The organism is Lentzea kristufekii (genome assembly GCF_033949925.1).
Classification (GTDB): domain Bacteria; phylum Actinomycetota; class Actinomycetes; order Mycobacteriales; family Pseudonocardiaceae; genus Lentzea; species Lentzea kristufekii.
The window spans coordinates 23,476-38,513 of the sequence record NZ_JAXAVV010000002.1; the positions used below are offsets into that span (position 1 = coordinate 23,476).

Genomic DNA, 15,038 nt, shown 5'->3' on the forward strand with positions numbered 1-15,038 from the left:
GACCAATGGGTCAGCCCGCCAACTCTGACCGGGCCTCAGCCCGGCTGGGAGCGGCAGGCTTCGCGACCCGTTCGTCGGCGAGTTTCGCCGCGCTGACCACGGTCGGCGTGGCGGTGGGCATGGACGTCGCCGCCGGCGAGCACCTGCTGCACACCGCCACCATCGGTGCGATCGCTGTCGTGCTCGCCGTGCTGAGGGTGCGGCTCGGCGGGAAGTACGAAGGCAGCTTCGCGTTGCTCAGCGGCGCGATCGTGGTGCAGCCCGCACTGCACGCCATGACCAAGCTGGTGCCGGGCGACACCGGTCACGCCGCCGAGACCTCGATGTCACTGCTGCCCGTGCTGCTGACCGCCGTCGTCGTGGCGGTCGTCGTCGGCGCGCAGCGGCTGTTCTCGCTCTTCGCGCGACGGCCGCTGTCGGCGTTGCTGCGCCTGCTGATCAGCGTGCCCGTGCCGTCCGGGGTGTTCGCGCCGCACGTGTGGCCGGACTGCGCCGCGATCATTCCGGCGCGCCACTTCACCACCACCGCTTCCCGGCGGGGACCGCCGTTCTCACCTACCGCGGCCGCCTGACCTGACCCTGCCCGTTCCGCTCCGGCGCGACGGTGTGAGCGGCGTACCCAGGCAGGCCGCGGACTCCGCGTCCCCGACCCAACGGCCCGATCAGGGCCAGAGGCACCTGGAGCATGCTCGTGGGAGCGTCATCCACCCCCGACGACATCGTGCGTCGGACCCCAGCGACCGGCCGGACCACCGGCACCGTTCACGCCGTCGACCATCATCAACCGGCGTTCCTGATCAGGACCGCCACCACGCGGGATCTGCCAGCCATGGCAGCACTGCACGTACGGGCGTTGCCGATGGGGCTGTTCCCCCGTCTCGGCGAGCAGTTCGTGGCCCGCTGGCACCGCGCCTACCTGGACAGTCCGCACGCGGTGGCCCTCGTCGCGGTTCGACGGACCGGCGCAGAGGAGGACGTGGTCGGTTTCCTCGTCGGAGCCACCGACCGGCTGTCGTTCCACCGTGAACTGCTCAGAAACCACCGCACGGCGCTCGCGGTACGAGGTGGCCTGGCACTGGTCACCCGCCCGGCGGTGTTGAGCGACTTCACCCGCACCAGGCTGCGTCCCTACCTGCGCCGCATCAGCGGATCGAGTGAGCCGCCGGTGCCCAAGTGGTCGGCACCCCGGGCACCGGTCGCTGACCTGACCGCCGTCGCCGTCGCCACGGTGGCACGGCGGGGAGGCGCCGGGCGCAGGCTGGTCGAGACCTTCCTGACCCGCTGCGCCGCGTCCGGCACCAGGTGGGCCGAACTGGTCACCGCGCTGGAACCCGGCGGTGCCCAGGACTTCTACGCCAGTACCGGGTGGAGCGTGCTGCACGACGTCGTCACCCGCGACGGCGTGTCAGTGCGCCACTTCGCCCGCAGGCTCGACCTTCCGGAAGGCAGCTGACCCTTGTCCGTGAGACCACTGTTCCTCCTCGCCGTGCTCGGTCTCGTCACGGCGACCGGTTGCGACACCATCGTCAGCGGTGACGGGACGAGCTCCAGTCAGGCTTCGTCCACCAGCAGCACCACGACGAGCAGCTCGCCCGTTCCCGCGCCGCCACCGCTGTGGAAGGCGGGGCCACGGGAGGTGCGCGGCGAGCTCAAAGAGATCGCCGCGCGGTTCGTCCAGGAGGTCGGCACCTGGTCGGCGGACGACGACCGGGACGCGGTGGCCAGGATCGTGGCCGCGGGCTATCCGGCCGATCTGCTCGAGACGGCCAAGCCATTGTTCGGCATCGAGGCCGACGACGTGCGCACGACGATCGTCTACCCGCAGTACGGCGGGCTGACCGACACGTCCGCGAGCGTCATCGTGCTGGCACGGCAGGAGTGGCGCGACCAGGGAAACAAACGGTCTCGCGAGGTGGAGATCGACGTGCGGCTGCGGTCGGCGGCGACGGGCTGGGCAGTCACCTCGGTGGTCGACCCGGCCCGTCCACCCGGCCCGCCACAGGTGCCGGGCGGACCAACGGCACAGGGCCAGGCCGTACTCGGCAACCCCAGAATCGCGTTGCCCGACCCGGTACGCGAGGACATCGCCGGCAGGCGGCTCGGTGATCCGATCATGGCCGTGATGACCGCGCTGGCCGCCGAGTACATGATCGAGGCGCAGGTCGTGATCACCGGGCATCCCGGCACGGTCTACCCGACCACCCGCCTGTCCAACCACGTGGTCGGCCGCGCCGTGGACGTCCGGTCGATCAACGGTGTCCGCGTCGTCGACATCGACCGCGCGGACCCGGTGCTGACCGCGTTCATGGCCGCTGCGGGCCGGGCGGGCGCGACTGAGGTCGGCGGCCCTATCCGGGTGGCGGGCACCGGGTTCTTCACCGACGACGTCCACCAGGACCACATCCACCTCGGGATCACCCCGACCAAGCCGCCGGCGGTAGCAGCGTGACCTCGACCTCGACCTCGACCTCGGACGGGCTGGTACGCCGCAGCTCGGCACTGGCGGTCGCCACCGCGCTGTCGCGCGCGACCGGGTTCGTGCGGACGTCCGTGTGGGCCACCGCGCTCGGCCTCTACCTCGTCGGCAGCGCGTTCACGGTGGCCAACACCTTGCCGGCCATCCTGTTCACGTTGCTCGCGGGCGGCGCGATCAGCGCCGTCTTCGTGCCGCAACTCGTGCGCGCGACGGCGGAGAGCCCCGAGGCCGGTGCCGCCTACGCCGACCGGCTGCTGACGGTCACCGTCGTCGTCCTTGCACCGCTCACCGTTCTCGCGGTTCTGGCCGCGCCCGCACTCGCCCGGCTGTACGCGGGTGACGGGTGGACCACGCAGGATCTCGCGCTGGCAGCTGCGTTCACCGCGTGGTGCGTGCCGCAGGTGCTGTTCCACGGCCTGTTCGCGATCCTGAGCCAGGTGCTGCACGCACGCGGCCGGCCGGGACCGATGATGTGGGCGCCGGTGGCCAACAACGTCGTGTCCATCGCGGTCGGCGCCGCCTTCCTGCTCGTGGGCGGCATCGAGACCGGTGCCGTTCCGGACGCGGCGGCGTCGGTCTCCGCCGCGGAGATCGCAGTGCTCGGCGGCGGCGCCACGCTCGGCGTGATCGTGCAGGTCGTCGTGCTGCTGCCAGCCCTGCGCGCGATCGGCTTCCGCTACCGGCCACGGCTGGACCTGCGCGGCTCCGGACTGGGACGGTCGGCGCGTCTCGCCGGGTGGACGCTGGTGTTCGTGGCCGCCGGACAGGTCGCCTTCGCGGTGAGTGCGCGGGTGGCGAACACCGCGGGCAAGGCCGCCGAGTCCGGGTTCTCCTGGGCGGCGGGCCTGCCTTCGTACACCAACGCCTACATGATCATGCTGGTGCCGCACGCGGTCGTCGCCGTTTCGCTGGCGGCGGCGCAGTTTCCCGCCATGAGCCGGGCGGCCGTCGACGGCCGCCCGGCGGAGGTGGGCGCGTCGGTCGAGCGGTCCTTGCTGCTCAGCGCACGGGTCCTCGTGCCGGCGGCGTTCGCGACTGCCACCCTCGGTCCTCTGGTGACCGGGGTGGTGTTCTTCGGGAACCCGCCCGCCGACACCTGGTACATGGGGTTGGTGCTCGCGGCTTTCGCTCCGGCGATCGTGCTGTACTCCGCCCAGTTCCTCGTGGCGCGCGGCCTATACGCGGTGGAGGACACCCGCACGCCCGCGCTGATCCAGCTGTTCATGACGGTCGTGCAGATCTCGGGCGCGTTGCTCGCCGGGGCGTTGCTGCCGCCGGGCTGGGTGGTCGTGGGACTGGCTCTCGGTTTCTCGCTGTCCTACGGGTTCGGTCTGGTCATGAGTGTCGTGGCGGTGCGACGGCGAACTGGGGGACTGCGGTCACGCGTGGTCGTGGTGGGTTCGCTTCGCCCGGCGATGGCGGCGTTGCCGGCCGCCATCGCCGCGTTCGCCGCGATGCGCCTGCTGGCTCCTCACCCGGCCTCGTCCGACCCGAAGACGACCCTGGTCGCGCTCGCGGTGTCGGCCACGCTGTTCGCAGCGGTCCACCTCGCACTCAGCCGCGTCGAGCCCCGGCGGCGCTGAGCCGGACCAGTTGCTCGAGCGGGCCGGCTCCGAAAGCGGTTCGCCACACCGTGGCGAACACCGCCGCTCCGAACATTATGCCCAGCAAAGGCAACGGAGACAACGGGTTCCGCACGACATCGTCGCCCAGCGCGGCGATCGCGATGATGTGTCCTGTGTAGATGGTCAACGGCATGGATCCGATCGCCGCCACGGGTGCGAGCGGCCCGGCCCTGTGCCCAGGCAGCAGCAACATCGACGATGCGAGCACCGCTGCGGCGACTCCCGCGTTGCCGAGCATCTCCAGCGGTGAGGTCGAGTGGGGGACCGGGGAGAGCAGCACTCCCGGCCACGACTCCACGTCGAACGCCCACAACGTCCCGGCCAGCGCGCTGGCACCGTAGCTCGCGACCGCGACGGCGACTCCGGACAGCAGCATCACGCGGGCCGTGCCGCCTGGCCGGTCTCGCAGCAAGGCACCCAGCGCCATGCCGGTCAGGACATAGCCCACCCACGCCAGCGCGGGGTACTTCCAGGCGAACAGCAGGGCCTCCGCGGTCGCCGGCCAGGTGGCCCCGGCCTCACCGGTGACCCACTGCCGCAGAGCGAGCACCAGCAGTGATCCTGCAGTCAACGCGATGGCGCCCGCCGCGAGCAGCTTCGGCGCGGGCATGCCGACGAGAGGCAGCACCAGAACGAACATCACGCCGTAGGACGGCAGGATCACCGCGACCGGTGTGCCGAGGTACAACAAAAGCAGGCCGATCACCGCGACGACCATGCCACGCACGGCCAGCCGGAACCTCAGCCCTCCCAAGGACATCGCCATGCCTGGCGGGCCGGGCCGGCTCGCCAGAAGCCCGATTCCCACACCGGCGAGTGACGCGAACAACGCCGACGAACGGCCGTCGAAGACCCACAGCCAGCTCCCAGCGGAGCCCTTGTCCGGACCCACGTGGGAAACGAACATGCCCAGCATCGCCACACCACGTGCCACGTCGACACCGGCCAGCCGGTCCGTGTCGCCTGCCATCAACCCGTGCTCCAGGTACCTCTGGCCCTTGCCAGGCCGCGCCATCGGGGTAGGTGAACTCCGCAGCCCGGAGCGCGCGGCACCCTGAGGAGCGGTCGCGTCAGAAGGCCACGGCAGCAAGGAGCGGCGGACCGCGCCTGGTAGCGACGGCGCCGAGGTGCGGCTTCGGTGCCTGCGGGACGCTGCGCGGCATCGGGCGCGGAGAACCAGTCCCGGCAGGTGATGGAACTCGGAAGAGCAGATGCAGCAACGCGATCAGCGGCCGCAGCGCGAGGAGCGTGAACAGCCGCTGCGCGCCGATCACGACGGCGACGACAAGCGAGGACAGCAGGATGGGCAGCACGGACATCGACGTCTCGGCCACATGGCCGACCGGGTCACCGGTGCCGCTCACCGTCAGTTCGGTCATGGCGTGCAACGCGGGCTGGGCGACGATCGCGCCGCTGAGCGCCGAGAACGTGCCCCCGTACCTTCCGTCGAGCCGGACGCGCAACACCGCCAGCGCGAGGGCGAACAGCCCGATCGTGGCGGTGTGCAGCCAATGTCCGTCCGCCCCGATGTCCATGCCGACCGCGGTACCGACCGTGACGGCCGCCGCGAAACCCGCTGCCCCGCGCCGGGCAGTGACCCGGAGTGGACGCACAGCTGGGCGCGTATACGTGTCCGCTATGTACGTTCGCTCAGCCATGGATTCTCACCGTCCAGTGCTCAGTGGTGATGAGACAGTTCGTCGTGTGCGGCTTCTGCTCCCTGCGCGGGTTCGGTGTGCACGACGGCGGCGGTCAGCCGTTTGACCGAGTGGACCAGCCGGTGCTCGACCTGGTGAGCGATCCGGTGCGCCTGCTCGACCGTGAGCGAGGCGTCCACGGCGATGGCGACCTCGGCACGCAGGCTGTGGCCGATCCACCGCAGCCGGACGTCGTCGGCCTTGTGCACACCGTCCACTTCGGACGCCACCTGCTCGACCTGTGTGACGGTGTCCGGGTCGACCGCGTCCATCAACCGGCGGAAGACCTCGCGGATCGCGTCGCGCAGCACGAAGAGGATCGCGATCGTGATGCCGATGCCGACGATGGGGTCGGCGGCGGGGAAGCCGAGGGCGACACCGATCGCGCCGAGCACGACCGCCAGCGAGGTGAAGCCGTCGGTGCGGGCGTGCAGCCCGTCGGCTACGAGCGCGGCGGAGCCGATCTCGCGGCCCACGTTGATGCGCCACCGCGCGACGAGCTCGTTGCCGATGAAGCCGACGACACCGGCCGCGGCCACGATCCACAGGTGCTCGACGGGTTGCGGCACGATCAATCGCTTGACCGCCTCGTAGCCCGCGAGGGCGGCGGACAGCGTGATGATCAGGACCACCACTACACCGGCGAGGTCTTCGGCTCGCCCGAGGCCGTAGGTGTACCGGCGGGTCGCCGCGCGTCGCCCGAGGATGAACGCGATCCCGACAGGCAGCGCGGTCAGCGCGTCGGCAAAGTTGTGGATCGTGTCGCTCAACAGCGCGACGGACCCCGTGAGAACGACCAGGACCAGCTGGACGATCGCGGTGACGAACAGGACGACGAACGACCAGACCAGGGTCCTCATGCCACGACGGCTGGTCTCCAGCGCACTGTCCAGCCTGTCCGCGCTGTCGTGGCTGTGCGGGGTCACGACATGCTTGAGCGAACTCCAGAACCGGCTCGCCGCCGATCGATCGGTCCCTTTGTGCCCATGCCCATGCCCATGCCCATGCCCATGCCCATGCCCATGCCCATGCCCATGTCCGTGACCGGCGCCGGCCTCGTCTTGCCGTGGTTCACTCATGATCGCCTCTGAGTTCTCCTAGCTGACGGTTGACTTGCCATTATTAGCAGGTCAGGGGCATCATGCAACCATGCGCGCGCACAATGAACTGGCAACAGCACATCACGTGCAACAGGACGAGCCGGACGGTCGGCGGCTGGCGGCCGCGGTCGAAGTGCTCGGCCACTTGGCCGACGCCACGAGGTTGCACCTGCTCCAGCTGCTCGCCGTCGAACAGGACGTCAGCACGCTGGCCGCACAGGTGAAGGCCTCGCGCTCCTCGGTGTCCCAGCACCTGAGCCGGTTGCGGCTGGCCGGACTCGTGCAGGCGCGCCGCGAGGGCAGGCGCATGATCTATCGCATCACCAGCGACCACCTGACCGCGCTGGTCGCCGACGTTCTCGACTATGCCGACCACACGGTGCGCGACATTCCGCACCACCAGGCGACGCCGTGACGTCTCCGGATCAGACCGGAGGGGGAAGGGGAGTGCTGCCCCGTTTGGTGAGCATCGAGGTCATCAGCTCGATGTCACCGGTCTGAGTGACGAGCATGTTGGCCGCGAACGTGCGCACCATGTCGGTGGACGCGTACCGCTCGCCCGCGCGCATCATCGGCGCTCCGCCCTGGTGGTGCCGCGTCATCAGGCGCAGGAAGTAGATGTCGAGCTCCTGTCCGCGCAATGACTTCAGAGTGGTGAGTTCCTCCTCGGTCGCCATTCCCGGCATCGCCGGGCCGTCCGGAGCAGGACCCGCCGCGTGGCCGCTGTGGCCCGAGTCCGCTGGTACCCAGGTCATGTGCGGTCCCTGGGTGGTGGCGGGCTTGCCCCACACGGTGAGCCAGCCCTGCATGCGGCCGATCTGCTCCAGTTGGCCGTTGCCGATGTCGAACGCGAGCAGCTTCACGTCCGGGTCCGTGCCGAAGTCACGGACGGTGTTGGCCATCACGACCGCTTGACGGTGATGCACCGTCATGTCCTGCGAGAAGCCGACGTCGACCGCGCCGGGTTCGGGGCTGGACGGGAAGAACTCCGCCCTGACCAGCGATCCGCCCGCCACGCCGAGCGCGGCGACCACCACGACCGCGACCACCACGACCGCGACCACCGGCACGAGCACACGTCGAAGCATTGAGTTCCTCATCAGAAGTTCGCCACCGCCGCGTACAGCAGTGCCAGGATCATCACCGCGACGGCCACCGCCGCCACGATCCGGGAGATTGTGCGCCATCGTGGATCCACAGGTGTCAACTCCTCGTCAGTCGTGGTCGGGTTCACCGGTGAGGTGATGGTCGGCGGTGTTGACCGCCTCCAGCAGCAACCGGCGCACATGGCCTCCGCGAGCGCTGTAGACCGCGCGCCGTCCATCTCGCCGCACGGTCACAAGTGCCGTCAGTCTCAATTTGGTCAGATGCTGTGACACCGCCGGGCGTGCGATGCCCACCTTCTCGGCCAGTGTCGTCACGTCGTACTCGTCCCCGCACAGCAGCCACAACATGCGGAAACGGGTTGGGTCGGCGAGCATCCGGAACGCGTCCACGGCGGCGTCGACGTGGCCGCCAGTAGGTAGCTGTTGCCAGTCGTTCGTTGTTGCAACGTCGTCGCGTGCGTACATGAGCACATATAGTGCCAGACATGCTCGCAGTGCTGCGCAACCGCACCTACCGCCACCTCTTCGGGGCGCAGGTCATCGCCCTGACAGGTACTGGTCTCGCGACGGTCGCGCTCGGTCTGCTGGCCTACCGGATCGCGGGCGCGGACGCGGGTGCGGTGCTCGGTACCGCGCTGGCGATCAAGATGGTCGCGTACGTGACCGTCGCCCCGGTCGCGACCGCGGTGCTCGGCGCACTACCTCGTCGCGCGGTGCTGGTGGCGCTGGACCTCGTGCGTGCCGGGGTCGCGGTGACGCTGCCGTTCGTCGACCAGGTGTGGCAGGTCTTCGTCCTGATTTTCGTGCTGCAGTCGGCTTCCGCGGCGTTCACCCCGATCTTCCAGGCGGCGATCCCGGACGTGCTGCCCGACGAACGGGAGTACACGCGGGCTGTGACGCTGTCGCGGATGGCCTACGACCTCGAGGGTCTGCTGAGCCCGTCGCTGGCCGCCGGGTTGCTACTGCTGATGAGCTCCAACAACTTGTTCCTCGGCACCTCGATCGGCTTCGTCGCGTCCGCGCTGCTCGTGGTCTCCGTGGTGGTTCCGCACCCGAAACCCGTGAGTCGCAAGGGAAGCTTGTACACCGCGACCACGCGAGGCATCCGGATCTACTTCGCGACACCTCGCCTGCGCGGCCTGCTCGCGGTACACCTCGCGGCTGCGGCGGCGGGCTCGATGGTGATCGTGAACACCGTGGCCTACGTGCGCGACGTGCTCGGCCGCGGCGAGTCATCGGTCGGCGTCGCGCTCGCCTTCAACGGCGTGGGCTCGCTCGTGGCCGCGTTGCTGCTGCCCAGGCTGCTCGACCGCGTCAGCGACCGGGCGGTGGTGGTCCGTGCGGCCGTGGCGCTGGCAGCCGTGCTGTTCGCCGGTGCCACGTTCGCGACGCTGCTGGGCGGCTGGCACTGGCAGGGGCTGCTGGTGCTGTGGGTGCTGATCGGTGCGGGCTGCTCCCTGGCCCTGACGCCCGGTGCGCGGCTGATCCGCCGATCCTCGCGCCCGGACGACCGGCCGGCGTTGTTCGCTGCCGACTTCGCGTTGTCGCACGCCTGCTGGCTGCTCTGCTACCCGGTGGCGGGATGGATCGCCAGCGTGGCGAACATGCCCACCGCGTTCCTCGTGCTGGGCACCGTGACCGCGATGGCGGCGTACGCGGCGTTCCGGCTGTGGCCCGACCACGACCCCGAGGAGGTCGAGCACGAGCACCACGATCTCGAAGCCGACCACGACCACCTGCACGACGCCGAACTCGTGGGCAGCGGATGGCGGCACGCCCACGAATTCCACATCGACGACCACCACGAACGCTGGCCGCGCTAGGGACGCGCCTTGTCTCCGTTCGGCGCGACCGCGAACCACTGACCGTCCACACCATTGCCGACCGCGTCACCGGCTTGCTCGTCGTCGACGTAGCGGTACAGCGGACGGCCGGCCAGCGTGACCTGCTCCAGCCCGTCCGGGCGCTTCATCGTGCTCAGCAGAGACTGGTCCACGCCCTCAGCGAGGAACTGGCCACCCCTGGCCAACAACGGCACCCACACCAGCGTGCACTCGGGCTCCAGGCAAGTGGAACTCGGCGGGTTGGTGCCGTCCTTCTCGTTGCGGTACAAGGTGTACTGCTCCCGATCCGCCACCACCGCACCCACCTCGGGCGACTGCACCACCTGCAGCCTCGCCACGTCACCGGGCAGGACGCGCTGGACGGTGGGCCCGGCAGGATCCACCACAGCCGCCTCGACCTCTTCTGGCGCCACCGGCTCTTCCCCGCCCGCGCAGGCGCCTGTCAGCAAGAGCAGTCCCAACAACGTGACCAGTCGCACGTGTCCTCCATCGGTAAGGAAAAGCTTCCCTGCCAAGGAATACGGCCCAGCGTCCCGTGCCGTTCACCTGAACCGGTCAGTGCGCGAGCGTGGCCGTCGCGGGATGTTCACGCCCGATTTCCGTTGTTGCACATGGTTTGCGGCCGACCTGCCACGGTGGGCCGACCGGTTGTCGGCAGCAACGGGGATGGTCATGGCCCCACGACGGAACATCCGCTTACTCGGTCTAGTGACCGCACTCGCGTGATCACACCGAACAGCTACTTCCGCCTGATGGAGTTCGACCCCGCAGCCCGCACGGCCGACATGAAGACCTACATGCCCTACCTCAACAAGTACGTGAACGCCAAGAACCAGTTCAAGCTCACGAACGTGGCGTTCCTCCCGACCCGCGGCTGACGAACAGCCTGCGCGCCACCACACCCAGCAGCAGATGACCCGCGATGGCGGCTCCGGCGACGACCAGTCCTAGCCGCCATCCCAGTCCGATGTGGACGGCCAAGCCGACGAACACGACCAAGACCAGCAGAACCCGCTTCACTCGACGCCACCGGTCTTGTCAGCGCGCACGCAGTGCAGGAACCAGCTGACCTTCGTCGTGGCTGCGACGTCGAAACCGGCGTCGCCCAGCATGGGCGCGATCCTCTCGACCGGGTTGTCCCGCATCGCCTCTCCCGCTGCCGCGCCGACCAAGTGCGTGGCCAGATGTCCTTTCGGCGGCCGGAAATCGGCGATCAGCACCCGCCCGCCCGGTCGCAGCACGCGGAACATCTCCGCGAACGCCGTTGCGCGGGACTGCTCGGGAATGTGGTGCAACGCGAGGCTGGACACCACCACGTCGAACGAAGCGTCCGGCAGATCCAACGCTTCCGCCCTGCCGACCTGGAAAGAGCAGTTGCCGCCCGCCCGCCTGCGCCGGGCCTCCGCGATCATCGGCTCCGACACGTCGACTCCCACCGCGCGGCCACCGGCCCGCGCGGCGAGCGCAGTCAGATAGCCGGGGCCGCACCCTACGTCGAGCACCTCGTCGCCGGCGCCGATGTCCGCGAGGTCGACGAGACGGCCGAAGATACGGCGCCGGGTGCCGGTGAAGACCACCTTGGAGAAGAACTCGTATGAGCGTGCGTGACTGATGGCGCCGGATGGCGCGTTGCCGTGAAGACGTGCCTTGTGCATGAGAACCCCTAACTTAGTGGCGACTAAGTTCCGATGCTGCCGAGCTTAGTCACGACTAAGTAGAGTTGTCTAGGATGTCTCCGTGACCGGACAACGCCGAACGCGGATGACCGCCGACGAGCGCCGCGAGTCGATCCTCGCGGCCGCCACAGAGGTGTTCGCCGAAACCGGTTACCTGCGCGGCAAGACCTCCGCAGTCGCTCGCAAGATCGGTGTGAGTGAGCCTGTGGTGTTCCAGAACTTCGGCAACAAAGCCACCTTGTTCGCCGCCGTCGTCGACCGCGCCGCCGAGCACATCTGCCGCATGGTCGATCGCGTCACCACCACGGACATCCCGATCACCGGCCTGCTGAAGCTGATGCTCGACCCCGAGCACCTGCAGCACGTCCACAGCGCGGGCACCGTCGGCGCGATCTTCGCCGACGCCGCCACCATCACCGGCGAACCTGACATCGAAGCCGCCACCCGCCGCGCTGTCCAGCGCTTCGCTATAGCGATCACCACACTTCTCGACCGCGGCCGGGCCGACGGCGAACTCCGCCCCGACCTCGACACCGAGGCCGCCGCCTGGTGGCTGCTCTCCCTGGTCTCCTCACAGCGATTCCGCCGCGCCACCGCACTGGACCCGGATGCGGTTGAGGCGCGGCTCGCCGACACCACACTGGCCTACCTCACCGACATGCGCGCCGACTCACCTGAGTGAGCCCTTGGGGGCAGGGACGGGAGATCGTTGAACCGTGTGCCGCTCGAGCGCGAGTACCACGACCTCGGCGGGAGCCGTGGTCACCTGCACGACGGCGTGCCCTCGCCATTGCCGGTAGCGTCCTCGTCGGACTGGCGTCGATCAAGGTGGGCAGCATGGCGAACGAAGTCGACCTGACACGACCGAGTGCGGCCAGGGTGTACGACTACTACCTGGGTGGCGCGCACAACTTCGCGGTCGATCGGGAAATGGCCGAGCAGGCTATGGGGATGTGGCCGGACCTACCGTTGATCATGCAGGCGAACAGGGCGTTCCTGCGCCGTGCCGTGCGGTTCTGCGTCGACGCCGGTATCCGCCAGTTCCTCGATCTCGGCTCGGGCATCCCGACTGTGGGCAACGTGCACGAGGTCGCGCAGGCCGCCGCGCCCGACGCGCGGGTCGTTTACGTGGACAGCGATCCCATCGCCGTCGCGTACAGCCGCACCATCCTCGATGGGGACCAGCGGACCGTCGCCGTTCAGGCGGACCTGCGCAAGCCGGATGAGGTCTTGGGCAACCCCGAGGTTCGCTCACTGCTGAACTTCGAGGAGCCGATCGCGGTCATGATGGTCGCGGTACTGCACTTCGTGTCCGACAGCGACGATCCGGCGGCCATCATCGCCGGGTATCGCGAAGTCATGGCACCAGGCAGTTTCCTCGCCATCTCACACGCCAGTCAGGACGGCCAGCCGCACCAGGCCGGTTCCCACCAGGACCTGTACCGTCGCACCCCGACCCCGATGACCATGCGCTCCAAGGCGCAGGTCACCGATCTGTTCGAGGAATTCAACGTCGTCGAGCCCGGAGTGGTGTTCCTGCCACTGTGGCGGCCTTCCTCGCTCGACGACGTGGACGAGCACCCGGAGCGGTTCAGCGGACTCGCGGCCGTCGGCCGAAAGCCAGCAACCGCATCCCGTTGAGCGCCACTACGACCGTGGAGCCTTCATGGCCTGCGACACCGAGGGGGAGTGGCAGTGTCCCGAACAGGTCCCACGCCGACAGCACCACGATGAACGTCCCGGCGATCACGAGGTTGGCGATCACGACCCGCCGTGCGCGGCGGGCCAGCGCAACGACCGCCGGGACCACTCTGAGGTCATCGCCGACCACCACGGCGTCGGCGGTGTCCACGGTGAGCGCGGATCCCTTGTGCCCCAGCGCGATACCCGCATGTGCGGTCGCGAGTGCAGGTGCGTCGTTGACCCCGTCGCCGACGAACAGCACGTTGCCGCTCATCTTCCGCACTGCCTGTACCTTGTCCTGTGGCAGCAACCCAGCGCGTACTTCGCTGATGCCCACGGCGGCCGCAATCCGTTGTGCCGCAGCGTGATTGTCGCCTGTCAGCAGGACTGGGCTCTGTCCGGTGAGGACGGTGAGCTCGTGGACCGCGGCCTGGCTTGACGGCCGGACCTCGTCCGCGAGCTCGATGACGGCGACCTGGCGGCCATCCACTACGACCTCGACCGCGGTGTTGTGCTGGGAGTCGTGTCGGCGCACGAAAACCGAATGTCCAGAGACCCGTGCGGTCACACCCACGCCCGGTGTCGCCTGGAAGTCGCCGGCCGCAGGAAGCCGAAGCTCTCGCCGCCGAGCCTCGGCCACGATGGCCCGTCCGATCGGGTGCTCGCTGAATTGCTCGGCCGCTGCGGCCAGTGCGAGCATCTCGTTCTCGTCCTGCTCAGTGATGATGCCTACGATCTGAGGTGTGCCTTCGGTGAGCGTGCCGGTCTTGTCGAACGCGACTACATCGACCGTGCCGAGCTGTTCCATGGCCACGGCGGACTTCACCAGCACGCCGCGTTTGCCCGCGTTCGCGATCGCTGCCAGCAACGGGGGCATGGTCGCGAGCACTAGCGCGCACGGTGAGGCCACGATCATGAACGTCATCGCCCGCAACAGCGTGGGCTCCAGCACGGCGCCGAACAGCAGTGGCACGGCGAACAACGCCAGCGTCGCGACCACCACGCCGACCGAGTAGCGCTGCTCGACCTTCTCGATGAACAGCTGTGTCTTCGCCTTCGTGGCCGACGCCTGCTCGACCATCTCCACGATCCGGGCGATCACGGAGTCCTTCGGTTCACGTGTGACTCGCACCCGCAGCACGCCGGTGCCGTTGAGTGAGCCCGCGAAGACCTCGTTTCCGCGTTGCTTCGGCACCGGGAGCGGCTCACCGGTGATCGAGGCCTCGTCGACCTCACTGCTTCCGTCGACCACCTCGCCGTCCCCGCCGATCCGCTCGCCGGGCCGCACGAGGATCTCGTCGCCGATCCGCAGCGTCTCCGCGTCCACCTCTCGCTCCCGGCTGTCCGGCAGGAGCAGCCACGCACGCTGCGGTGCGAGATCGAGCAGGCCGCGCACCGAATCAGCGGTCCGCTGGGTCAGTACGGCTTCGAGCGCACCCGACGTCGCGAAGATGACGATCAGCAGGCCACCGTCGACCACCTGTCCGATGGAGGCGGCACCGATCGCCGCGACGATCATCAGCAGGTCGACGTCGAGTGTGCGTTCACGTAGCGCCTTGAGCCCTGCCAGGGCTGGTTCCCAGCCGCCGGCGACGTAACAGGCGAGCAGCAGTGTCCACCATGTCCACGGCGCCGAGTCCGCGAGCTTCGCGGCGACGCCGAGCAGGAACAGGGCGGTAGCCGCGATCGCCCAGCGGACTTCGGTGATTGCGAACAGGGAGCGCTTGGGAGTCGGCGTTCGGTGCGGGCTGTCGATGAAGAGCGTCGAAGTCACGACGAACACCATACAGGAACATCTGAAGACCTCTTCATGTGTTCACTGAGTAGGATA

The 15,038-nt window shown here is 69.0% G+C and carries 18 protein-coding genes; 9 read left to right on the top strand and 9 right to left on the bottom strand.

Annotated elements, in window-relative coordinates:
- Positions 1–5 precede the first annotated feature (5 nt).
- The 4 genes from SK571_RS03680 to murJ all read left to right on the top strand — a co-directional run bounded on the left by SK571_RS03680 (position 6) and on the right by murJ (position 4,059).
- A complete protein-coding gene (locus SK571_RS03680; protein ID WP_319982591.1) occupies positions 6–572 on the top strand; it encodes a hypothetical protein in 567 nt (188 codons plus the stop codon).
- Between the two features lie 257 nt (positions 573–829).
- The gene (locus SK571_RS03685) at positions 830–1,453 is read left to right on the top strand and encodes a GNAT family N-acetyltransferase (protein WP_319982592.1); all 624 of its coding nucleotides are present in this window, start codon (positions 830–832) and stop codon (positions 1,451–1,453) included.
- A gap of 9 nt (positions 1,454–1,462) precedes the next feature.
- Entirely contained in the window at positions 1,463–2,449 is a 987-nt protein-coding gene (locus SK571_RS03690) for a hypothetical protein (RefSeq protein WP_319982593.1), read from the top strand.
- Positions 2,446–4,059, top strand: coding sequence for a murein biosynthesis integral membrane protein MurJ (gene murJ, locus SK571_RS03695; protein WP_319982594.1), 1,614 nt, complete (start codon positions 2,446–2,448; stop codon positions 4,057–4,059). The genes SK571_RS03690 and murJ overlap by 4 nt, the downstream gene beginning before the upstream one ends.
- On the opposite strand, the gene SK571_RS03700 is transcribed toward murJ, so the two are convergent.
- The 4 genes from SK571_RS03700 to SK571_RS03715 form a co-directional block, all read right to left on the bottom strand.
- On the bottom strand, positions 4,031–5,116 hold the full coding sequence (locus tag SK571_RS03700; protein WP_319982595.1) for a heparan-alpha-glucosaminide N-acetyltransferase domain-containing protein: 1,086 nt from the start codon (positions 5,114–5,116) through the stop codon (positions 4,031–4,033). The genes murJ and SK571_RS03700 overlap by 29 nt on opposite strands.
- A gap of 55 nt (positions 5,117–5,171) precedes the next feature.
- Entirely contained in the window at positions 5,172–5,636 is a 465-nt protein-coding gene (locus tag SK571_RS03705; protein ID WP_319982596.1) for a hypothetical protein, read from the bottom strand.
- A gap of 143 nt (positions 5,637–5,779) precedes the next feature.
- A complete protein-coding gene (locus SK571_RS03710; protein ID WP_319982597.1) occupies positions 5,780–6,724 on the bottom strand; it encodes a cation diffusion facilitator family transporter in 945 nt (314 codons plus the stop codon).
- Positions 6,721–6,873 (bottom strand): hypothetical protein, encoded by a 153-nt coding sequence (locus SK571_RS03715; protein WP_319982598.1) that lies wholly within the window; start codon positions 6,871–6,873, stop codon positions 6,721–6,723. The genes SK571_RS03710 and SK571_RS03715 overlap by 4 nt, the downstream gene beginning before the upstream one ends.
- Before the next feature lie 74 nt (positions 6,874–6,947).
- Between SK571_RS03715 and SK571_RS03720 the strand changes: the two genes are divergently transcribed.
- Positions 6,948–7,313, top strand: coding sequence for an ArsR/SmtB family transcription factor (locus SK571_RS03720; RefSeq protein WP_319982599.1), 366 nt, complete (start codon positions 6,948–6,950; stop codon positions 7,311–7,313).
- Between the two features lie 10 nt (positions 7,314–7,323).
- Here the strand turns inward: SK571_RS03720 and SK571_RS03725 are convergent, their stop codons facing one another.
- Positions 7,324–7,986 carry a DUF305 domain-containing protein gene (locus SK571_RS03725; RefSeq protein ID WP_319982600.1) on the bottom strand — a complete coding sequence of 221 codons (663 nt, stop codon included), beginning with the start codon at positions 7,984–7,986 and terminating at the stop codon, positions 7,324–7,326.
- 126 nt (positions 7,987–8,112) lie between these two features.
- Positions 8,113–8,469 (bottom strand): ArsR/SmtB family transcription factor, encoded by a 357-nt coding sequence (locus SK571_RS03730; RefSeq protein ID WP_319982601.1) that lies wholly within the window; start codon positions 8,467–8,469, stop codon positions 8,113–8,115.
- Between the two features lie 20 nt (positions 8,470–8,489).
- On the opposite strand from SK571_RS03730, the gene SK571_RS03735 reads away from it, so the two are divergent.
- Positions 8,490–9,827 carry an MFS transporter gene (locus SK571_RS03735; RefSeq protein WP_319982602.1) on the top strand — a complete coding sequence of 446 codons (1,338 nt, stop codon included), beginning with the start codon at positions 8,490–8,492 and terminating at the stop codon, positions 9,825–9,827.
- Here the strand turns inward: SK571_RS03735 and SK571_RS03740 are convergent.
- Positions 9,824–10,327: a COG4315 family predicted lipoprotein gene (locus tag SK571_RS03740; RefSeq protein ID WP_319982603.1), complete on the bottom strand. Its 504-nt coding sequence runs from the start codon at positions 10,325–10,327 to the stop codon at positions 9,824–9,826. The genes SK571_RS03735 and SK571_RS03740 overlap by 4 nt on opposite strands.
- Before the next feature lie 243 nt (positions 10,328–10,570).
- On the opposite strand from SK571_RS03740, the gene SK571_RS03745 reads away from it, so the two are divergent.
- Positions 10,571–10,726 (top strand): hypothetical protein, encoded by a 156-nt coding sequence (locus SK571_RS03745; RefSeq protein WP_319982604.1) that lies wholly within the window; start codon positions 10,571–10,573, stop codon positions 10,724–10,726.
- A 138-nt stretch (positions 10,727–10,864) separates the two neighbouring features.
- Here SK571_RS03745 and SK571_RS03750 read toward each other — a convergent pair whose 3' ends face one another.
- Positions 10,865–11,503: a class I SAM-dependent methyltransferase gene (locus SK571_RS03750; RefSeq protein WP_319982605.1), complete on the bottom strand. Its 639-nt coding sequence runs from the start codon at positions 11,501–11,503 to the stop codon at positions 10,865–10,867.
- 82 nt (positions 11,504–11,585) lie between these two features.
- Between SK571_RS03750 and SK571_RS03755 the strand changes: the two genes are divergently transcribed.
- Entirely contained in the window at positions 11,586–12,206 is a 621-nt protein-coding gene (locus SK571_RS03755; protein ID WP_319982606.1) for a TetR/AcrR family transcriptional regulator, read from the top strand.
- Positions 12,207–12,361: 155 nt separating this feature from the next.
- Positions 12,362–13,165: an SAM-dependent methyltransferase gene (locus SK571_RS03760; protein WP_319982607.1), complete on the top strand. Its 804-nt coding sequence runs from the start codon at positions 12,362–12,364 to the stop codon at positions 13,163–13,165.
- Here the strand turns inward: SK571_RS03760 and SK571_RS03765 are convergent.
- Positions 13,116–14,993 carry a heavy metal translocating P-type ATPase gene (locus tag SK571_RS03765; RefSeq protein ID WP_406601936.1) on the bottom strand — a complete coding sequence of 626 codons (1,878 nt, stop codon included), beginning with the start codon at positions 14,991–14,993 and terminating at the stop codon, positions 13,116–13,118. The two genes, SK571_RS03760 and SK571_RS03765, sit on opposite strands and share 50 nt — an antisense overlap.
- Positions 14,994–15,038 lie beyond the last annotated feature (45 nt).